Here is a 20,011-nt window from a genome sequence, read left to right as displayed (position 1 = left end):
CGATTTCGTCCGAGTTCGTGTCGTTTCTCCCCGCCAGAACCCTTCTCCGTTTCCGTCTACGCTCGGAACTCGTCTTCCGTCACGCGGACGACCAGCGTGTCGTCTACGTCGCGCAGGTCGTACTCCGGGACGCCATCGACGGTCCGGGCGACGTACATCGGTTCCACGAGTTCCGCGCCGAACTCCCCGTCCACCACGCCGTACACCTTGAGCAGCGGGTCCGTCTCGGCGGCTTCCACCTCGCGGTCGCGCACCCGTGCCGCGAGCTTTCGGGAGAGCCACTCCTCGTCGCTCACGCTCGGGTCGAGGACGAGCGCTTCGTCCACGAACCGAACCAGATACCAGTTCAAGTCGTTCAAGAGCGACGTCGCGGAGCCGACGCTGATGGTTTCGAGTTCGAGGCAGTTACCGTACGGTTCGCGGAGTTGGTAGGTGGCGAGCGCGTCGCGCGCCGTCTCACGGGAGAACAGTTCGGCGCGCAACTCGACTTCATCCGAACCGACGAGCAGGACGCGGGTCACAGTTTCCGGTGGGAGCGGCGAAGTAAAGCGATTTCGTCTTGCAGCAGCGACCGACCCGTCGCCACCGTTCGTGCGACACCGTCCGACTCACGGGCCGGACAGACCGTCGCCATCAGGAGAGGAGGGCGGCAACGTCCGTCGACGAGACCATTCCCACGTACTCTTCGTCCACGACGGGGAGGTGTTTGATGCCGAAGGTGGTCATCATCGCGGCGACCTCCTCCATGTAGAGGTCGGGGGTGACGGTTTCGACGTCCTCCGTCATCACGTCGGCGACCCGCACCTCCGTCGGGTCCAACCCGTCGGCTGCGACGTCCAACACGTCGGAACTGCTGATTATCGCCCTCGGCGAAGTGGTCACCACGAGGGCGCTGATTTCGTTGTCACGCATCACCGTCGCGGCTTCGGAAACCGTCGCGTCCGACGGGATGGTTTTCAACGGGGTGGACATCATGTCCTTCACACGAGTTCTGTCGTTGGTACTCATACCACGTAGACGAACCGGAGGGATATTGTTCTTTTCCCGGTTCGAGTCGATTCAAAACGAAATTTACTGACAATTCGTCGCTACCCATTTCGATTTTCAACCATAGCAGTCGAAAAATCGAAAGGTTGAACTATCGTATTCGACGACCCTGTGAAAATGCCGGATGAATTCGATGCGGACGGTCGGCCGGACGTTTTCGTCCGACCGCTGGGATACGTGGCCGACGAGCCAGTGGTTCGGCGTATCGGCGCGCGGGACCTGTTCATCGGGAACGAATCGGCGGCACGTCCCGACTGCCACGACCGCTACGACCGGACGTTCGAGTACGTCCTCTCGGCGTCGACGGAGAAACAGCCGCTCACCACGCACCACCATCCCCTCATCGACGGCGCGGGAAACGAGTGGCGCGCGTTCGAAGCGGCCGTGGACACCGCACGGCGGCTCTTTCGCAGGGACGGGTCCCTCCTCGTCCATTGCACGGCGGGGGTTTCGCGGAGTAGTACGCTCATCGCGGCCACGCTCGCCGCCGAGGAAGACAGAGAATTTCACGACGCGCTCGCCATCGTGCAGGACGCTCGGCCGCACGCGATGCCGAATCCGGCCCTCCACGAGTTGGCGGTGACGTACCTCGCGGCGAAAACGTAGGTCGTCGGATTTCGACGACTCTCGCGCTACTCCGCGAAGAACTCGACCAGCAGGTCGCTCACTCGCTCCGGCCTGTCGTTTTGTACCCAGTGGCTGGCACCCGGCAGTCGCTCGATTCGGAGGTCTGGAATCCACCGGTCCAGCCCCTCGGTCAGTTCGTTTCCGAGGGCGAAATCCTCCGTCCCCCAAATCAGCATGGTCGGAACTCGCACGTCGAACGAGTCGTTCGACCCGCCGACGAGGGACCGAAGCTGGGTCGGAACGCTCTGCCGGAACAGCGCCCGGTAGTAGTTGATGGAGCCGGTCAACGCCCCCGGTTTCGCGGCGGCCTCGACGTAGCGCCGAACGTCGTCCTCAGTGAACGCATCCGGATTCGTCGGGGTATCCGTGAAGATGTTCTCGATGGACTCGTACCCGCGGGCGGACAGGAACAGTTCGGGAAGCCACGGCAGTTGGAAGAAGAATATGTACCACGACCGTCGGAGTTGCGACGGCGTTCGAAGCACCTCCCGGAACCGACCCGGATGTGGAGCGTTCAGGACGGCGAGTTTGTCCACGCGCTCGGGGCGGTCGATACCGACCTGCCACGCCACGGCACCGCCCCAGTCGTGTCCGACGACGTGGGCCGTCTCCTCCCCGAAGTGGTCGATGAGGCCGGTCACGTCGGCGACCAGCTCGTCCGTCCGATACGCATCGACGCCGTGCGGTTTCTCCGAATCGTTGTAGCCGCGCATGTCGGGCGCGACGACGTGATATCCCGCCGCCGCGAGCGCCGGAATCTGCTCGCGCCACGAGTACCAGAACTCGGGAAAGCCGTGGAGGAGGAGGACGAGCGGTCCGTCTCCGGCCTCGACGTAGTGGAGACGGACGCCGTTGACGATAGCGTCGTCGTGGGTCAGTTCGGGCATGCGTTCATCCACGGTATTTTCGTGGATAAGCGTTGACATACGGTCGTGATGGGCTCCCCAGTAGCCGATTCGTTTACCCTCCCGCTCACGGCGGTTCAACCGAGTCAGCTGTACCTCGACGGTTTGAAACTCTCGCTCGTGACGCAGTGGTTCGACTTCGACGCGCCGAACTACGACCCGCTCCCGGTTCGGAAATTCGACGACAGATGGACGTTCACGGACGGACACACGCGCGCACCTTCGCCGCCCATCTCACCGGTGCGGACGAACTCCGCGTCGTCCGGGACACGGACGATATTTCGATGGGGACGTACGAACGATGCGTCTCGTGGTGCAAAAGCGAAGATGTCACCGAGATTTCCGACCTCACTGGGCGGGTCGTCACGAACGCGACCTTCGAACGACTGTGGGTTGACCGGTGCCAGTCTCTGGACCGCGATTAATCCAAAATTCGCTCGATGTAGTCGTCCATGTCCCGGGCGAGCGAACACGCGCCGGGAGGAACCCAGAAGTAGCTGTAGACGACGCCGTTGTCCTCGCCGCTGCCGGTGACCGTGTGACGCCATTCGTCGCGCTCCACGTTCGCGACGAGGTGGAAGAAGTGGCGACGATACGCTTTCGGCTTCTCGTGGTGATTCCACACGTCGGTCGAGAGCGGTCGGATCGAGTCGAATTCGGTCAACCCGCTCTCCTCTCGCACCTCTCGGACGACGGCTTCGCGGGGGTCCTCCCCGTCCTCGATGGTTCCTTTCGGTACCTGCACGCCCGCGTCCTCGTTGGCGTGTTCGAACACGAGCAGTTGGCGGAACTGAGCACCGCTGCGGGTGATATAGGCGTAGGCTTTGTCTTCAGTTACTGGTCGGTCGGTCACGGGTACGGTTACAAAACGGGGAGCGGGGGCGTAAGCGTTACTTCAGTCAGGTGTCCGATTCGGTTGCGCGGTGTCGATGCGGACGTTCGAGAAACGAGCGGTCCGTAGTGGCCTCCGTCGATACGATTGGCTCGGCAGGTCGAAGTGGTAACGAAACGCGGGTGGGTTGCGGTATCGGGCTCATCGCGCGCAACCCTCGTCCGCCCGGTAGTGTGCCGATTCGTGGAGCCACACGTCGACCGCCTACCGCCACAGGGCGGTGTCCGTATAGTTCACAAACCGGGTGATGTGGCCGTCGTGTAGCTCGTTGACGTGTGCGAACGGACTCTCTATTCGCTCGCCGTCTTCAGTCGTCGCATGGAACGTCCCCACGGCGACGACCGTATCACCGCCGTCGATGAACCGGTCCGGTTCGACCCGAAACGACTCGAATCGTTCCATGGCCGGAACGAAGACGTTCTCCCGCACTGCATCGGGGCCGTGGTAGGTCCCGGCGAAGACGAACCCCACTGGTTCGACCCATTCGACGTTCTCGGCCATCGTGGCCAGAACCGATTCGAGGTCGCCCTCGTTGAATCCCTCGTACACCGTCCGTACCGTCTCAACGTTGCTCTGGTGTGTCGATGCCATTCTATCCCACCCATCTAGACGGAGGAGTCGAACGGGGATATAGAGCACTGCTATCGGACTGTCCAATTCGAAACGATCGAACGCGGTCGTGGGACGATTCGTCGAGCACGGCACTCATCGACGAGGAAAGTGAACCCAGTCTCGCGGTTCGACCGTTGGCTCATGAGAGCGGTCGAAACCACACCGCCGTTAGCAACAGCGCGAGGAAGACGTAGGACCCTCGAATGAGCAACATCGTGGCGAGTTCCGGTCCGCTCCGGTACGCGATTCCGGCCACGACGCCGAAGGCCAGCACCGCGAGAGCGGAACTCGGCGGGAACACCCGCGCCACCGAAAATCCGAGTACGCAGAGGAGCGCGGTCAGAATGAGTCCGTAGGCCGCGATCCGGGCGCGATTTCTGCCGAGGACGACCGCGACGGTTCGCTTCGAGATGGAGCGGTCGTACTCGTAATCCTGCGCGTCGTCGATGACCTTCACGCCCGAGAGGAGGACGAGGAAGACGAACGCGAACGCCAGCGCGACGGGCGAGAGCGTCCCCGTCTGAACGTAGTAGCCGCCGAGGATGGAGAGCGCGATACCGAGCGGATAGCCCGTCGTCGTCGTGACGGGGTTCGTGTCGAGTTGCGGCGCGTGGAGGTAGCCGATGAACCACGTCGGGAGCGTGATGAGGACCGCGCCGATGCCGACGGTGAGCCAGAGTCCCGCGAGACACGCCGCGAACAGTGCACCCGCCGCGGCGAGCAGGAGTTTACAGCCCCGCTCGGTAATCGGATGATCGTCGTCCTCGCCCCGAAAGTAGAAATCCACGTAGCCGTCCTTGACGTGGGCCGTGTAGACGGCCGCGAAGATGGCGGTCATGTGGAGGAGTCCCGTCACCAGCGAGAAGTGTCCGGCCAGCATGCTGCCGAACCACGAGGCGGCGACGGGAGGGAGCATGAACACCGGATGCACCTGCGATGCGACTGCACGTGCTGCGGGGACCACGCCGGAACCGTGGCGCGAGATGGGCATCGAATCGATTCACAACGCCCGCGATGATAAAGTCTCAGGCCGGGAGAAATCGGAAAATTCAGCGAATAGCGTCCGCCGCCTCGCCCATGATTTCGAGCGCGGCTTCGAGTTCCTCGACGTTCGTCGCGTAGGAGATTCGAGCGTAGCCCTCGCCGTGCTCGCCGAAGGCTTCGCCGGGGACGATGACCGCGCCGCGGTCGAGCACCTCGTCCACGAATCCCTCGGGGACTTTCGGCATGGCGTAGAACGCACCTTGCGGCGTCGGCGTTTCGAGGCCGATGTCGGACAACCCGTCGAGGAGTACGTCGCGGCGCTCCTCGAAGGCGGCGACCATCTCGTCCACGGGGTCCTGTGGGCCGGTGAGCGCGCCCAACGCCGCGAACTGCGCCGGGGCGCTCGCACAGGCCTGCACGTACTGGTGGACGCGAAGCATGCGCTCGATTCGGCGCTCGCTTCCGGCGACCCAGCCGAGTCGCCACCCGGTCATCGAGTAGGTCTTCGAGCAGGCGTTGACCACGACCACGTTGTCCGTCTCGGCGAACTGCATCGGCGAGTAGTGCTCGCCCTCGAAGACTATGTGTTCGTACACCTCGTCCGAGATGCAGAGCACGTCGTGTTCGTCCGCGATGCGGGCGAACTCACGCATGTCCTCCTCGCTCGACACCGCGCCGGTCGGGTTGCCGGGGCTGTTGACGACGAAGGCCGCGGTGTCGTCGGTGATGTTCTCCTCGACCGTCGCGGGGTTGAGGGTCAAGTCCTCGCGGAGCGGGACCGGTTTCGGCGTTCCGCCAGCGATGTGCGTCAGGGCGTCGTAGGCGACGAAACCGGGGTCGGGGAAGATGACCTCCTCGCCCGCGCCGACGTGCGCTTCGAGGGCGATGTGGAGCGCCTCGCTCCCGCCCGCCGTGGCGATGATGTTCTCCGGCGGGACCACGAGGTCGTTGTCCCGTTCGTGTTTCGCGCTGATGGCCTCACGAAGTTGGGAAATCCCCTTGTTCGACGTGTAGGCGTCCGTCGCCCCCGATTCGATGGCTTCGAGCGCCGCCTCCCGAGCGTGGTCCGGTGTCGGGAAGTCCGGTTGCCCGAGTCCGAGATTGATAGCGTCCTCGCCCGCCGCCTCGAACACCTTCCGAATGCCGCTTATCGATACGTGCTCAACCCTGTCCGAAAAGCCGGTCATACGCCGGAGACCACGTAACGGGGGAGGATAATTCTTCGCTTCGGTTACTTGACCTGTGCGCGGAGCGCTTCGAGATGGTCGTCGATGACCGACAGCGCGGCATCCGCGTCCATGTAGCCGTTGTCGTACTCGCTGTACACCTTGTCCACGTCGCGGAAGAACTGGTCCAAATCTACGTCGTCCGTATCGCTCATGAGTGGGGAAAAGCGGTTGGAATGGAAAAAGGCGATGGCTTCGATGTGGACTGTTGCAGTTGACACAATCACCAGAAGTCAGCAATCGACACAACCACTGGTTGCTAGCACTCTCTCCGGAAAATCGGAGATTTTCCGGGCCGACGAGCGAGCGGAGCAACGCGAAGCGAGCGAGGAGTGTCTTCGTGAGCGGAGCGAACGAAGGCCAGGAAGTCGCAGCCCGCGGAGTGAAGCGAGCAGGAACGTCTTCTGCTGCTTTTGATGAACCTTTTACAGGGAAGCAGTCAGCGGTCGCGCGCTACGGCACGCGACCGTTGACATCTGACCGTCGTAAAAGGTTCATTGGAACATCCTGAGCGGCTTTGCCTGCGAACTCTCGGCTTCTTCGGTTTCCTGCATCCGCTGGGCGAACTGCTCTTTCTGTTCGCGGATTTCCTCGGCGCTCTCGACCAACTCGTCCGTGTTCACGTCGATTCCGGCGATGGGGTCGATGGCGTCCTTGAGGAGGATGCGGGCCGCCTCGGGGTCGGGGAACCTGGGGTCGGACTCGACGATGAGGCCGATAGCGCCGACGCCGCTCCTACTGGCGCGGTGGAGGAGCGCACCGGTCGGGCCGCTGATAGCGCCGGTTTCGGACGGGGAGCCGATGTCGTGCTCGTCGAGCAACTGTCCGAAGTCGCCGGTCGCGGTGCCGTAGAGTTCGGGGACCTCACCGGCCTGTTTCTGGTGTGGAAGGCCGCTCAGGTAGAGCGGGGTCGCGTCGTGCGAATCGACCCACGAGGTGACACACCGCGCGAACTGGGGCGCGGCCTCGGACGAAATCGGAACGTCACTTCGCAACGCGAGCAGGTCCCGTTCCTCGTCGGCGTAGAACCGAACCGGCGGGAGCAGGTCCCGGTCGCCGCCCTCGTATACGGCGATTTGAGGGATTCCCTCGCAGTCCACCGCCGCGTAGTAGGTCATGTCGAACTGCTCGATGAGGTGGTCGGTGGCGATTTTACCGACCAACCCCAGTCCGGGGAGCCCTTCGACCAGCGTCGGTGCGTCGAGTTCGATGTCGTCCGCGACCACGGCGATGTTCGTCATACCGGTCCATTCGGGTGGATTCACCTTAAAAACGAGGACGGGAGCGACGGCGGCTTCGAAACCCACAAACACCTCTCGCCCGCATAGGCGAGCAATGGACCCACTGGAGCGCTACGAACCGATACTCGACGATTTCGAGGCGTTTCGCGCGGCGTGTGAGCGTCCGCTACCCTCGGTCGTACGAGTAAACCGCATCAAAGCGACCCGAGAGCAGGCGACACGGGCGTTCGACGAGGAAAACGTGGAGTGGACGCCGCGCGAGTGGAACGAGAACGTACTGGAAATCGAGGGGAAACCCGGCAACACGTGGCCCTCGTTTCACGGCTGGACGCACGGACAGGAAGAGGTCTCTTCGATTCCGGCGTTCGTCCTCGACCCGGAACCGGGCGAGCGCGTGCTCGATTCCTGTGCCGCGCCGGGAAGCAAGACGACGCAACTCGCCGCGCTGATGGACGATACGGGACTCGTCGTGGCGAACGACAGCAACCTCGGTCGCCTGTCGGCGCTCCGGTTCAACACCGAACGGCTCGGCGTCACCTGCGCCGCGGTGACGAATCAGGACGCCCGGAACTTCTCGCTCAAGCCGTTCGGCCTCTCCGCGTTCGACGCGGCGCTGGTGGACGTACCGTGTTCCTGTGAGGGGACGGTTCGAAAGAATCCGACCGCGCTGGACGATTGGGGATTGGACCACATCGAGGGCGTCGCGGGCGTCCAGAAGGGCATCCTTCGCCGCGCGGTGCAGGCCACGCGGGAAGGCGGAACCGTGGTGTACTCCACCTGCACGTTCGCGCCCGAAGAGAACGAGGCGGTTCTGGATTACGTTCTCGCGCGCGAGGACTGCCGACTGGTCGAGTACGACATCGGCCTGCGGTCCGAACCCGGCCTCACGGAGTGGCACGGCGACGAGTTCGACGAGAGCATCCGGAAGGCGAAACGATTCTATCCGCACCACAACGACACGGGCGGATTCTTCTGCGCGAAACTGGAGGTGGGCCAATGAGCGAAAACGGAGACGACGGGACGGAACTGGCGACGAACGACGGCCAGCGGTTCGACCGCCTCCCGGCCACCGAGGAAGACCGAGAGGTGTCGGGACGCGCGAGCAGGGAGGAAGTCCTCGACTGGTGGGACGACCGGTTCGGAATTCCGCCGGAGACGTTCGAGGAAGCCTCCTTTTGGGAGAAGGGGAAAGGTAAAATCTGGATACTCGACGGCGATTTGGAGTCGCCCGTCCACATCGAAGCGCTCGGGATGACGTTCCTGCGCACGCGACAGCGACACTGGAAGCCGACGACGAACGCGGCACAGCGGTTCGGTCGGCGCGCGACGAAGAACGTCGTCGAACTCGACGGCGAGCAGGCCCGTCGCTTCGCCCGCGGCGAGGACCAAGAAATCGAGTGGGACGGCGACTGGGGATACCTCATCGCCGCGCACGAAATCGCCGGCGAAATCGAACCGCTCGGCGTCGGACTGTTCCTTCACGGCGAACTCCAGTCGCTCGTTCCCGGCGGACGACAGCGTGACCTCTGAAACGGGCGAACGTTCTATTCTTCGGCCCGTGTTCGAATCACGCCGCCGCTCAAACCCTCCCACTCGACGGCGTAACCGAGTTCGGAGAGGAGCGCGCTGTCGTCTTCGATTCCGCGGTCTTCGAGGACGGATTTCGCCGTCGAGTAGGCCATCCCGTCCTCGATTTCCGCGTCGAGGTCGGCGAGCACGGCGGGACGTACTAGCGTTCTCCCGACGCGTCGATGGTCCGGAAACGTCGCGTCCTCCAACGCGTCCTCACTCACGCCGTGCGCCGTGGCGAGGTCGGCGAGCGAAATCACGTCCGCGTCCGGGACGAGTTCGTCGGGGAGCGCCGCGGCGCTTTCCGCGACCAGTTCGTCCTCGTATCGGCGGAGCGCGTCGCGGACGTCCTTGAGACGAATCGACCCGGAGTACGGAATCGCGCGGTGGTCGCGGGCGGCTATCTCCTCGCCGACGCCGAGGCTCTCGTCCACCGCGACGAGCAGTTGCACGTCGTCCACGGCGTCCAGTTGCGAGAGCTTCTTTTCGACGTACTCGGGCGTCCAGAAGCCCATGATTTCGAAGAACACCCGGAAGTCGGCGTGTCGGTAGTCGAAGGCGAAGTCGGGAATCATCACTCGCGCACCGGCCGCCAGCGGTTCGGGTTCGCGCACGAGGTCCCAGTCCAAATCGAGCGCCTCGAACCGGGTGGCGAACTCCCGTTCCACCTCGCTGTCGAACGATACGTCCGCGATGGGTTCCGTCCCCGGCGGTCGAACCGGGTCGTCGTCGGTGAGCACCAGTTGGCGTTCGGTTCCGCGGTCGTCGATGGTCGCCGTGAGTCGCCAGTCCTCGGCTTTGACGACGGTTCGGAGTAGTCGGGCGAACCGCGTCCCGTAGCGCCGCGTCGAGCGAAAGAGCGCGTCCGGGCCGGTGACGACGACTTCACGTCCGGCGTCCGTCTCGTGGATTTCGTACATCAATCGAAGCCGTTTGACGGCCGAAACGAGCGCCCGGGGGTCCGAACTTCGTACCCGGAGTTCCGTCGCGTCGAACAGCGCGGTTTGGGCGAGCGACAGGTTGTACTGGGAGACGAGTTCGTCCGGGTCCCAGCGGGAGTCGAACGCGACCAGCAGTTGGCGCTCTTCGAGGTCGGCGTACAACGAATCGGCCACGTCGTCCGGCGTCGAACCGAGGCGCTCTGCCGCACGTCGGAGTGCGGTTTCCCGCTCCTCCTCGGTGACCACGTTCACGGCTTCGGCCGCTTCGAAGGCGACGCTTCGGGCGCGTTCGGGGGGCACGACCGCCGACGTCTCGAACGTCGCTTCCCGGTCCAGGAGTTTGGCGAACCCGCGAACGAGTTTGAAGTCGGGCGCGTCGGTTTCGAGGTCCGAAAGCGCGGACCGAAGTTGACCGTACGGTTCGCCGACGTGCCCCTGATACGTGCCGAGGATGCGTGCGGCGAGCGGTCGCTGTTCACGACCGGCGAACCGCGGATGATAGCCTCCCCCGGCGCGGGACACCCGGAGCAGGTCTTTGGTAAGCACGGCCGAAAATACACGTCCGGTGTACAAAAGGCGTCTGAATGAGAAGATTCATTCCAACCGCTCCAATCTGTATGGAGTATGCGAAGACGAGACGCCCTCCAACAGTTCGGCCTCGTTGCTGCTCTCGCCTCTACCGGTGGCTGTGCGGCCATTCTCGGCGGTCGCGGCGGTAACCAAGACGACGGTGATAGGAGTCGAGCGGGGAACTTGGAAAGCCTCAAGATTCGACCGAAGAAAGGCGACGACGGCAAGCTCGTGGTCGTCGTCACGATTCAAAATCACGGGGACAGCGAGGAGTCCGCGGAACTCGAGGTGACGGCCGACCTCAACGACGTGGTACACGAAATGAACCCGACGGTGACGGTTCCCGGAAAGGAAACGAAAGACGTAGAGGTCCCGTTCGAGGTGACGTACGAGAAATACAGCGAGGCGAGCAGCACCTCGATCAGCATCAATCTAAAATAATTACAGCACCAGTCCGACGAGGACAGCGACCACCAGCAGTTTTTTGATGATGATGACGCCGATGATGACCTGTTTCGTGGAGAGCGAGTTGGTCCACGTGACGAATCGGCGAAGGAAACCGGGCGTTCGCGCGAGTTCCCGTCCGAACAGTTCGAGTTCCGTTCGGAACGTCTCGGCGATGGAGCCTTCGCTCTCCGTGTAGGGGAGGTGAGTGGTCGGAACCCAGCCCTGACTCGTGTACCGGACGGATACCGTGAGGCCGTCGAGGTGGCCGACCTGTGCGAACTCGAAGCCGCGTTCGTCGGTCAGCGCTTCGAGTTTGCGCACGTCGCGGGCGTCGTCCAAATCGTAGACGAGTCGGGTCTCGTCGGCCGTCCAGTCGAAGGCGAGCGTGAGACTGACTTGTGCTCGGCTCACGCGGACGTCTTGCACCGTCGCGGTCTCGGTGTTGCCGTGTCGCTCCTTCTGTTTCGCGGTCAGTAGCTCGTACTCCTCGGTCGAGGTGGTGGATACGTCGGTCATCATCGGCCTCCATAGCGGAATCGTCGAACGGGGACGACCCCTGAGAGCCATGTCAGAGGAAGTGGGGTCGTCCCCGTTTGAGTGAAAGTGCATCGGAATATTGAATACTACCAAAATACTATCAAAACCATAGAGATAATGTATAGTATAGAAACAGAGCATACTATCTGGAGCGGACGAAAGACAGTCCTCGACGGTTAGGGTCAGCGCTCGACTGTTGGCCGAGTGAGTCGCTATCGGTGGACGACAGGAAAATTATCGGCGGCGGTTTGCGACGCGGACTTCCGCCGTCTCCTCGGTGACGACTTCGTACAGGAGTGCGCGTCCGCCGTCCTCCTTCGCTCGGAGGATTCGGCCGAGGCGTTGGGTGAACTCGCGTTCGCTCCCGCTCCCGGAGAGGACGACGGCGACGTTGGCGTCGGGAACGTCGACCCCCTCGTCCAGCACGTTCGAGGTGATGACGCGCGAGTACTCCCCGCGTCGGAATCTATCGAGAACGTCCCGGCGTTCGGGCGTCGAGGTTCGGTGCGTGATAGCCGGGAGGAGAAAGCGCTCCGAAAGGCGGTACACGAGGTCGTTGTGCGCGGTGAATACGATGATTCTGTCGTCCCGGTGGGCGTCGAGGATGTCCGCGAGGGCCGTCACCTTTCCCTCGCTGTTCATCATGATGTCGCGTGCGCGCTGTTTTGCGAGGAGGGCTTCGCGTGCCTTCGGGTCGCTCCCCGAGCGCTTGACGAGTTCCTGATAGTCGCTGCCGCTCCGCATCCGAATCGAGGAACTGGCGAGGTAGTCCGTGAACACGCCTTGGGCGTCCTCGTATCGTTCGCGCTCCTCGGGCGTGAGTTCGACGGTCAACCGTTTCACGTCGTAGGGTGCGAGGTGGGTTCCGGCGAGTTCGTCCACGTGGACGTCGAAGACTTTCTCCCCGACGAGTTCGCTGACGACTTCGTGGGCACCGTCGGGTCGCTCGAACGTCGCCGTCAGCCCCATTCTAGCGGGGGCGGCGAGGAGGCGCGCGATTTCGCGGTAGCCCTCGCCGCCGAGGTGGTGAACCTCGTCGAAGAGCACGAGACCGAACCGGTCGCCGATGTCGTCGGCCCGGAGGTAGGCGGAATCGTACGTCGAGACGGTGAGGGCTTCGACGTTCTGTTCGCCGCCGCCGAGTTGGCCGATGGGAACGTCGAACTCGGTGTCGAGGATGCGCCGCCACTGTTCGAGCAGGTCGATAGTCGGGACGACGACGAGGGTCGCGGCCTGACAGCGTTCGATGGCTTTGACGCCGATGACGGTCTTTCCGCTTCCGGTCGGCAGTTCGAGGACGCCGCGTCGGTCCGCGTCTTCCCACGAATCGAGCGCCTTCTGCTGGTAGTCCCGGAGTTCGTAGGCGGAGTAACACGGCGGTAAATCGGGCGCGTCGAGGACGGAATCGTCCACCGAAATCCCGCGTTCCTCGCAGTAGTCGCGGATAGCGGCGTAGCGGAAAGCGGGCGCTCGGAGCGTCTTCGAGCGGGGGTCGGAGTCGGCGAACGGAACGTCGCGCTCGGTTTCGACGCGGAGCGTACCGTTCTCGAACGTGAGGGTCACGTCGGCCACACCGAAACTGGGGAATCCGCGGCCTAAAAGGTGCCGAGGCTGGCCTGCAGGCTTCGATCGGTCGCGCCGCGTTCGAGTTCGTAGCCCACGAGGTCGCGCATGTCCGTCGCGTAGGTCGTTCCGCCGCGTTCGAGGACGAGGACGCGGCCTTGCGTCCCGAGGACGGTGCCGCTGGCGAGGGTTTCGTGGACGGGTGCCGATTCGAGTTCGAAACCGTAGTCGAACGAGAAGGTGTCGAGCGGATCGAACCGGGAGAGGGCGTCCCGCCAGACCGCCTCGTCCACCGGTTGGTCGAGGGTGCGAATCTTCGCCGGAACGCGAACGCGGTCGGTGAACGTCTCCGCGATTTCGGCCTCCAGTTCGCGGGCGATTCGCCCGTCTTTCACCGTTTGGAGGTGTGCGGCGCGGTCCGCACCCTGCTCGCGGAGTCGTGTTTGCAGTCGCCATTCGCGCGTAACGCCGACTTTGACCGTCGTCGGACCGAATGCTGCGAGGTAGATGGCGTGGTCCTCGTAGCAGTCCATCTCGGCCTTGAGGCACGTTCCGGTACACCGGGCACACACCCACGTACTGGTGTGTGCGTCACAGTAGGGGGCGTTGGGGCGAGAACACGCGATGTGCGTCGAACCGTCGAACGTACCCGCACAGTGTCTGTCGCCGAGCGTGTATTCCAGTTCGACTCCGCGTTCGAGCGGTTCGCGCGAAAGGGTCCCGTCGTCGTCCACCAGCAACGCTGGCGGGTCGTCTCCCGCCGCACCAGTCTCGTACCCAACGATTTGCACGGGTGTAGTTGGGTCTTTCCGGGTAAAAGACGTGTCGTTCGAAGGGACGACGAACGTGTTCGAGTTTTGATTTGTTCGATGGAAGTGTTAAAATAGATTTATTATGGAATATTTGAACGGAAGAAGAATGTTTTAATAACTATTGTGTAGTAGTAACATGGTGTGGCGAACCATGGCAAGGGAGATTCCGGCCGGGATACTGTCGAGGTGAACGTCGGCTACGACGGGACCGACGGCAAGAACGCGGCGATGGACGCCGCCGTGGAGGTCGTTCGGGAGTTCGAATCGCTCGACGTGGTGACGATTCGAATCTCACGAGAGGACTGGGCGGAACTCGACGATCATCCCGAGATACGGTACGTCGAGGAGAACGGGAAAACCGGGGCCTGACAGGGGTCGGAGCGGTGTTCAACCCCGACCGAGAGACGCTTCTGAATATTAATTTCTCAATTTATAGCAGGAAATTATATTACGATGTAGTTTATTGATACAGCCGCATGGCAAGGAAAGCCAATGGCGTATCACGGCGGAATATTCTCAAAGTAACAGGTGGCTCGCTAGCGGCGGCCGGGGCAACCGGCCTGGCGTCGGCAGCGCCGACGGACAAAGTGGAGGTCAACGTCGGATTCAAGAGCGCACGCGGTCGCGCGATGACTCGAAGTAGTGCGGACGAAATCGTCCGCGAGTTCGATTCCATCGAGGCGATGACGATTCGCGTGTCCAAGCGCGCGGCAACGGCGCTCGAAAAGAATCCGAACATCCGCTACGTGGAGGAGAACGGCACGATGCAGGCGTTGGGCCAGACCCTCCCGTGGGGTATCGACCGCGTGGATGCCGAAGTCGCACACTCGAACGGTGACACGGGTTCGGGTGCCGACATCGCCATCATCGACACCGGTATCGATTCCGACCACCCGGACTTGCAGGCGAACATCGGTAGCGGCAAATCGTTCGTCAAATGTCGCGGTGGCAAGAAGACGTGCCGAAACAACTGGGACGACGACAACGAACACGGGACCCACTGTGCCGGTATCGCGGACGCGGTGAACAACGGGCAGGGCGTCGTCGGCGTCTCGACGCAAGCGACGCTTCACGCTGTCAAAGTGCTCAGCTCGCGGGGGAGCGGTTCGTACTCCGACATCGCGGCCGGTATCGAGTACGTCGCGGACCAGGGCTGGGACGTCGGGAGTATGAGCCTCGGCGGTTCGTCCGGCTCAGCGACGCTCCGAGACGCGTGCCAATACGCCGTGAACAACGGCGTGTTCCTCGTCGCGGCCGCCGGTAACTCGGGTCCGTGTACGGACTGTGTGGGATACCCGGCTGCCTACCCCGAAGTGATGGCGGTGGGTTCGACGAACGATTCGGACGGCCTCTCGTACTTCTCCAGTACCGGTCCGGAAGTCGAAATCGCCGCACCGGGCAGTAGCATCTACTCGACCGTCCCCGGCGGTTACGACACTCTCTCGGGAACCTCGATGGCCTGCCCGCACGTCGCCGGTGCCGCCGGACAGTTGATGGCCAACGGCGCGTCGAACACGCAGGCACGAGACACCCTCAAGCAGACCGCAGAAGACCTCGGGCTGTCCGCCAACGAGACCGGTTCGGGTCTTCTCGACGTCGCCTCGGCACTCGGCTACGACTCCAGCGACAACTGAACGGCCGACTGTCACCGACAGTACGTTTTCTACCGTTTTCACGTAATTGTCGGCCCAACCCATTATCATTCTACGTTTAGCAGCCGGATTAACGTATAATTTCCTAGATATTATATTTATATAAAGTATAATAGTTAATTTTTTAAACCCATGTTATGTATTGACTAATGGTATGGCAAGGAAAGCCAATGGCGTATCACGTCGGAACGTACTCAAAGTAACAGGTGGCTCGCTAGCGGCGGCCGGGGCGACCGGCCTGGCGTCGGCAGCACCGACGGACAAGGTGGAGGTCAACGTCGGATTCAAGAGCGCACGCGGTCGCGCGATGGCCCGGAGCAGCGCGGACGAAATCGTCCGTGAGTTCAACTCCATCGAGGCGATGACGATTCGCGTGTCCAAGCGCGCGGTAACGGCACTCGAAAAGAACCCGAACATCCGCTACGTGGAGGAGAACGGTACGATGGAAGCACTCGGTCAGACGCTCCCGTGGGGCGTGGACCGCGTGGACGCCGAGGTCGCACACTCGAACGGTGACACGGGTTCGGGTGCCGACATCGCCATCATCGACACCGGTATCGACGACGACCATCCCGACCTGCAGGCGAACATCGGTAGCGGCAAATCATTTGTCTCCTGTGGGAGCGGCGGATACACCGGGAGTTGTATCCTCTACGGCAACAGTAACTCCTGTAACGACTCGTGGTCCGACGACAACAACCACGGAACCCACTGTGCCGGTATCGCGAACGCCGTGGACAACGGGCAGGGCGTCGTCGGCGTCTCGACGCAAGCGACGCTCCACGCCGTGAAGGTTCTCGACTGCTCCGGTAGCGGTTCCTTCTCCGACATCGCGGCCGGTGTCGAGTACGTCGCGGACCAGGGCTGGGACGTGGCGAGCATGAGCCTCGGCGGCTCTTCGGGCTCGCAAGCCCTGCACGACGCGATTCAGTACGCCTACGACAACGGAGTCGTCATCGTCGCCGCGGCCGGAAACGACGGACAGTGTACCGACTGCGTCGGCTATCCGGCGGCGTACTCCGAGACCATCACGGTCGCGTCCTCGAACGACAGCGACCAGCAGTCCTCGTTCTCCAGTCAAGGTCCCGAGGTGAACATCATCGCACCCGGTACCGACATCTACTCGACCGTTCCCAGCGGCTACGACACGTACTCGGGCACGTCGATGGCGACTCCGCACGTCGCCGGTGCCGCCGGTCAACTCATCGCACAGGGGTACTCGGCCCGCGATGCCGAGAGCCGACTCCTGAACACGGCAAAGGACCTCGGTCTGTCGAGCAACGTGCAGGGAAGCGGCCTCCTCGACGTCGCCGCGGCGCTCGGCTACGACTCCAGCGACAACTGAACGGCGAAGATACCCGAACGACCCCCTCTTTCGTCTTGTTTGAGCAAGGAACGATCCGCATAGAGTCGGGAATAGCGTCTCTCTCGTCCTCCGGACAATATTTTCATCTAATATTAGAAAATATTATGTGGTTGTATTTTATATATGAATTGATGTCGAAAGAAATCAAGAATGCGACGCGACGAAGCGTGCTGAAAGCGACCGGCGTATCGATGGTTGGCGTCGGTGCGAGCGGCGTCGCCGCCGGAAAACGCGAACTTCGGGGAGTGAACATCGGGTTCGAAAGTCGGGCAGGTCGTCGGCTGGCTCTCGAATCGGCGAACGACGTCGTTCGGGAGTTCTCGGGCATCGACGCGGTGACGATTCGTGTCCCGGAGGCCGCGATTTCCGCGCTCGAATCGGCACCGGGCGTGACCTATGTGGAGGAGAACGGCACGATGCACGCCCTCGGCGAAACCCTTCCGTGGGGCGTGGACCGCGTGGATGGCGAGGTCGCAACCGCGAACGGTGCGACCGGAACCGGGGTGGACGTGGCGGTCGTGGACACCGGCATCGACGCGAACCATCCCGACCTGCAGGCGAACGTCGGGTCCGGGAAATCCTTCGTCGGGAGTTCGTGGAGCGACGACAACGGCCACGGGACGCACGTCGCGGGCACTATCGCGGCCGTCGATAACTACAGCGGCGTCGTCGGCGTCGCGCCCGGGGCCACGCTCCACGCCGTGAAGGTTCTCAGCAGCACCGGGGCGGGGTCGTACTCCGATATCGCGGCCGGTATCGAGTGGGCGGCCGACCACGGACACGACGTCATCAACCTGAGCCTCGGCGGGTCGTCGAGTTCCTCGACGGTCGATGCCGCCGTGCAGTACGCCTACGACAACGGATGTCTCCTCGTCGGTGCGGCGGGCGGGTCCGGGCCGTGCAGCGGCGGTTGCGTCGGCTATCCGGCCTCGGCGTCGGAAGTCATCGCGGTGAGTGCGACGAATCAAAGCGACGACATCGCCAGCTTTTCGAGCAGAGGACCGGAGATAGAACTCGCCGCACCCGGTCAGGACATCGAATCGACGTACTGGGACGACACCTACGAGACCCTCTCGGGCACGTCGATGGCAACGGCACACGTCTCCGGCGCGGCCGCCCAAGTGATGGCCGCGGGCTACTCGAACACCGGCGCACGACAGCGATTGCGCGACACCGCGGAGGACCTCGGCTTATCGAGCGACGAACAGGGCTACGGCCTCGTAGACGTCGCTGCAGCACTGGGATTCGATTCGAGCAATAACTGAACGGCGGTGGGTAACGCCACAAATTATTTCACAAGTTAGTCTATTCTAATTAATCTCATAATCTCAGAAAAAAATTTAAGAGAATATACTTCATCGTTTTGCCTGCAATGCCACGCAACAAAAACGGCGTTTCACGACGTAACGTTCTCAAGGTCACAGGCGGTGCGACGGCAGGACTCGCCGTCACCGGTTTCGCAAACGCGAAGCCGAGCGATAGAGTACGGGTCAACATCGGCTATACGGGCGAATCGGGGCGACGGGCGGCGCTCGATGCGGCATCGGTGGTTCACCACGACTTCTCGTTCGACGCGGTTACGCTCGAAGTACCCAAGCGCGCCATCACGGCACTGGAACAGCGAAGCGAGGTACGCTACGTCGAGGAAGACGGGACGATGCACGCGTACGCACAGACGCTTCCGTGGGGTGTCGACCGCGTGGACGCGGATGCCGCCCACGACTCCGGGTACACGGGGTCGGGTGCCGACATCGCCATCATCGACACCGGTATCGACGCCTCGCATCCCGACCTCGACAACAACCTCGGTAGCGGAACGTCCTACGTCGGGTCGAGCTGGGACGACGACAACGGCCACGGAACCCACTGCGCCGGTATCGCGGCCGCCGAAGACAACGGACAGGGCGTCGTCGGCGTCGCGCCCGAGGCCACGCTCCACGCCGTCAAAGTCCTGAACAGCAACGGAAGCGGTTCGTACTCCGATATCGCGGCGGGTGTCGAGTACGTCGCGAACCAAGGCTGGGACGTCGGGAGTATGAGCCTCGGCGGTTCGTCCGGTTCCTCGGCGCTCAAGGACGCGGTTTCGTACGCCTACGATAACGGCGTGTTCCTCGCCACGGCGGCCGGTAACTCGGGTCCGTGCTCGAACTGCGTGGGCTATCCGGCGGTGTACAGCGAGTGCGTGGCTATCAGCTCGACGAACGATTCGGACGGCCTCTCGTACTTCTCCAGTACCGGTCCGGAAGTCGAACTCGCCGCGCCCGGCAGCAGCATCTACTCGACCTACTACGGGGACAGCTACGACACTCTCTCGGGAACCTCGATGGCCTGCCCACACGTCGCCGGTGCCGCGGGCATCCTGATGGGACAGCTCGGCTACTCCAACACCGGCGCGCGAAGCCGACTCAACAACACGGCGGAGAACCTCGGCCTGTCCAGCAACCAGCAGGGTAACGGCCTGCTCGACGTGTACTCCGCGATCTGAACGGACACTTCACCCCACCACCAATCGCATCGCATACCACCACCGCATCGCACCGACGATGCGCTTTTACCGGCACCTTCTCGGCACCAGCGGGGGAATTCCGGGACGCGAACCACCGACGGTAGGCAGTGGCCGGGTGTACCCGGAGGACAACCTTTTCGAGGCAGGACATCGTACGGAAAATAATGACGCTCGAAAGCGAGGTGACGGCGACGCCGACCGGCGGAGCCGTCGAGTTCGAACTGACGGTTCGAAACCCGGACGCCGATTCGCGGAACGTGACGTTCAGAAGCGGACTCAAGGCGGATTTCGCCGTCCTCGAAGACGGTGCGGAGATCTGGCGCGCGAGCGACGGAAAGATGTTCACGCAGGCGCTCCAATCCGAGTCGTTCGACCCGGATACGGAGCGGACCTATCCGGGTGAGTGGCCGGACCCCAGTCCGGGCCAGTACACCGTCGTCGCAACGCTCGAAATCATGGACGAGGACGTGGAAGCGCGGACGGACTTTTCGGTCTGATTTTCGAAAACGAGGTT

The 20,011-nt window shown here is 62.8% G+C and carries 24 protein-coding genes; 11 read left to right on the top strand and 13 right to left on the bottom strand.

Annotated features, from left to right (window positions below):
- Positions 1-56: 56 nt before the first annotated feature.
- Positions 57-521: a DUF5804 family protein gene (locus B208_RS0103285; RefSeq protein ID WP_007982807.1), complete on the bottom strand. Its 465-nt coding sequence runs from the start codon at positions 519-521 to the stop codon at positions 57-59.
- Between the two features lie 112 nt (positions 522-633).
- Positions 634-1,008, bottom strand: coding sequence for a CBS domain-containing protein (locus B208_RS0103275; protein ID WP_171970509.1), 375 nt, complete (start codon positions 1,006-1,008; stop codon positions 634-636).
- Positions 1,009-1,164: 156 nt separating this feature from the next.
- Between B208_RS0103275 and B208_RS0103270 the strand changes: the two genes are divergently transcribed.
- Positions 1,165-1,653: a dual specificity protein phosphatase family protein gene (locus B208_RS0103270; RefSeq protein WP_007982814.1), complete on the top strand. Its 489-nt coding sequence runs from the start codon at positions 1,165-1,167 to the stop codon at positions 1,651-1,653.
- 26 nt (positions 1,654-1,679) lie between these two features.
- On the opposite strand, the gene B208_RS0103265 is transcribed toward B208_RS0103270, so the two are convergent.
- A complete protein-coding gene (locus B208_RS0103265; protein ID WP_007982816.1) occupies positions 1,680-2,600 on the bottom strand; it encodes an alpha/beta fold hydrolase in 921 nt (306 codons plus the stop codon).
- Positions 2,601-2,767: 167 nt separating this feature from the next.
- Here B208_RS0103265 and B208_RS22895 point away from each other — a divergent pair, with 167 nt between their 5' ends.
- Positions 2,768-3,004, top strand: a complete 237-nt coding sequence (locus B208_RS22895; protein WP_007982818.1) for a hypothetical protein — start codon at positions 2,768-2,770, stop codon at positions 3,002-3,004.
- Here the strand turns inward: B208_RS22895 and B208_RS0103255 are convergent.
- The 6 genes from B208_RS0103255 to B208_RS0103230 form a co-directional block, all read right to left on the bottom strand.
- Entirely contained in the window at positions 3,001-3,432 is a 432-nt protein-coding gene (locus B208_RS0103255) for an NUDIX hydrolase (protein ID WP_007982821.1), read from the bottom strand. The genes B208_RS22895 and B208_RS0103255 overlap by 4 nt on opposite strands.
- Before the next feature lie 243 nt (positions 3,433-3,675).
- Entirely contained in the window at positions 3,676-4,062 is a 387-nt protein-coding gene (locus B208_RS0103250; protein WP_007982823.1) for a nuclear transport factor 2 family protein, read from the bottom strand.
- Positions 4,063-4,222: 160 nt separating this feature from the next.
- Complete coding sequence (locus B208_RS0103245; RefSeq protein ID WP_007982825.1) at positions 4,223-5,074, bottom strand: UbiA family prenyltransferase; 852 nt, start codon at positions 5,072-5,074, stop codon at positions 4,223-4,225.
- Positions 5,075-5,132: 58 nt separating this feature from the next.
- Positions 5,133-6,254 (bottom strand): pyridoxal phosphate-dependent aminotransferase, encoded by a 1,122-nt coding sequence (locus B208_RS0103240; protein ID WP_007982826.1) that lies wholly within the window; start codon positions 6,252-6,254, stop codon positions 5,133-5,135.
- A gap of 44 nt (positions 6,255-6,298) precedes the next feature.
- Entirely contained in the window at positions 6,299-6,448 is a 150-nt protein-coding gene (locus B208_RS24145) for a hypothetical protein (RefSeq protein ID WP_007982828.1), read from the bottom strand.
- Between the two features lie 339 nt (positions 6,449-6,787).
- Positions 6,788-7,534, bottom strand: coding sequence for a proteasome assembly chaperone family protein (locus tag B208_RS0103230; RefSeq protein WP_007982830.1), 747 nt, complete (start codon positions 7,532-7,534; stop codon positions 6,788-6,790).
- 94 nt (positions 7,535-7,628) lie between these two features.
- Between B208_RS0103230 and B208_RS0103225 the strand changes: the two genes are divergently transcribed.
- Together B208_RS0103225 and B208_RS0103220 are read left to right on the top strand one after the other, a co-directional pair.
- On the top strand, positions 7,629-8,534 hold the full coding sequence (locus B208_RS0103225; RefSeq protein ID WP_007982832.1) for an RsmB/NOP family class I SAM-dependent RNA methyltransferase: 906 nt from the start codon (positions 7,629-7,631) through the stop codon (positions 8,532-8,534).
- The gene (locus B208_RS0103220; RefSeq protein ID WP_018128699.1) at positions 8,531-9,064 is read left to right on the top strand and encodes a DUF7122 family protein; all 534 of its coding nucleotides are present in this window, start codon (positions 8,531-8,533) and stop codon (positions 9,062-9,064) included. Before B208_RS0103225 ends, B208_RS0103220 begins: the two co-directional genes overlap by 4 nt.
- 14 nt (positions 9,065-9,078) lie before the next feature.
- Here B208_RS0103220 and B208_RS0103215 read toward each other — a convergent pair whose 3' ends face one another.
- The gene (locus B208_RS0103215; RefSeq protein WP_007982836.1) at positions 9,079-10,590 is read right to left on the bottom strand and encodes a DUF790 family protein; all 1,512 of its coding nucleotides are present in this window, start codon (positions 10,588-10,590) and stop codon (positions 9,079-9,081) included.
- 78 nt (positions 10,591-10,668) lie between these two features.
- Between B208_RS0103215 and B208_RS0103210 the strand changes: the two genes are divergently transcribed.
- Complete coding sequence (locus B208_RS0103210; protein ID WP_007982838.1) at positions 10,669-11,055, top strand: hypothetical protein; 387 nt, start codon at positions 10,669-10,671, stop codon at positions 11,053-11,055.
- On the opposite strand, the gene B208_RS0103205 is transcribed toward B208_RS0103210, so the two are convergent.
- The 3 genes from B208_RS0103205 to B208_RS0103195 all read right to left on the bottom strand — a co-directional run bounded on the left by B208_RS0103205 (position 11,056) and on the right by B208_RS0103195 (position 13,952).
- Entirely contained in the window at positions 11,056-11,577 is a 522-nt protein-coding gene (locus B208_RS0103205) for a hypothetical protein (RefSeq protein ID WP_232423710.1), read from the bottom strand.
- Between the two features lie 255 nt (positions 11,578-11,832).
- On the bottom strand, positions 11,833-13,170 hold the full coding sequence (locus B208_RS0103200) for a DEAD/DEAH box helicase (protein WP_007982842.1): 1,338 nt from the start codon (positions 13,168-13,170) through the stop codon (positions 11,833-11,835).
- A gap of 23 nt (positions 13,171-13,193) precedes the next feature.
- Positions 13,194-13,952, bottom strand: a complete 759-nt coding sequence (locus B208_RS0103195) for a DUF2797 domain-containing protein (protein WP_018128698.1) — start codon at positions 13,950-13,952, stop codon at positions 13,194-13,196.
- A 162-nt stretch (positions 13,953-14,114) separates the two neighbouring features.
- On the opposite strand from B208_RS0103195, the gene B208_RS0103190 reads away from it, so the two are divergent.
- From B208_RS0103190 to B208_RS0103165, 6 genes are all read left to right on the top strand, one after another.
- A complete protein-coding gene (locus B208_RS0103190) occupies positions 14,115-14,342 on the top strand; it encodes a S8 family serine peptidase (RefSeq protein WP_232423709.1) in 228 nt (75 codons plus the stop codon).
- Positions 14,343-14,449: 107 nt separating this feature from the next.
- Entirely contained in the window at positions 14,450-15,607 is a 1,158-nt protein-coding gene (locus tag B208_RS0103185) for a S8 family peptidase (protein ID WP_026177715.1), read from the top strand.
- 172 nt (positions 15,608-15,779) lie between these two features.
- The gene (locus B208_RS0103180; protein WP_026177714.1) at positions 15,780-16,970 is read left to right on the top strand and encodes a S8 family peptidase; all 1,191 of its coding nucleotides are present in this window, start codon (positions 15,780-15,782) and stop codon (positions 16,968-16,970) included.
- A 152-nt stretch (positions 16,971-17,122) separates the two neighbouring features.
- Positions 17,123-18,256 (top strand): S8 family peptidase, encoded by a 1,134-nt coding sequence (locus B208_RS0103175; RefSeq protein WP_007982848.1) that lies wholly within the window; start codon positions 17,123-17,125, stop codon positions 18,254-18,256.
- Between the two features lie 107 nt (positions 18,257-18,363).
- Complete coding sequence (locus B208_RS0103170; RefSeq protein ID WP_007982849.1) at positions 18,364-19,476, top strand: S8 family peptidase; 1,113 nt, start codon at positions 18,364-18,366, stop codon at positions 19,474-19,476.
- Positions 19,477-19,661: 185 nt separating this feature from the next.
- Positions 19,662-19,994: a BsuPI-related putative proteinase inhibitor gene (locus tag B208_RS0103165; protein WP_007982850.1), complete on the top strand. Its 333-nt coding sequence runs from the start codon at positions 19,662-19,664 to the stop codon at positions 19,992-19,994.
- Positions 19,995-20,011 lie beyond the last annotated feature (17 nt).

Source organism: Haladaptatus paucihalophilus DX253 (genome assembly GCF_000376445.1).
Lineage (GTDB): Archaea > Halobacteriota > Halobacteria > Halobacteriales > Haladaptataceae > Haladaptatus > Haladaptatus paucihalophilus.
Note: the sequence above shows the minus strand (reverse complement) of the source record. Positions and strands in the feature narration are given on the sequence as shown.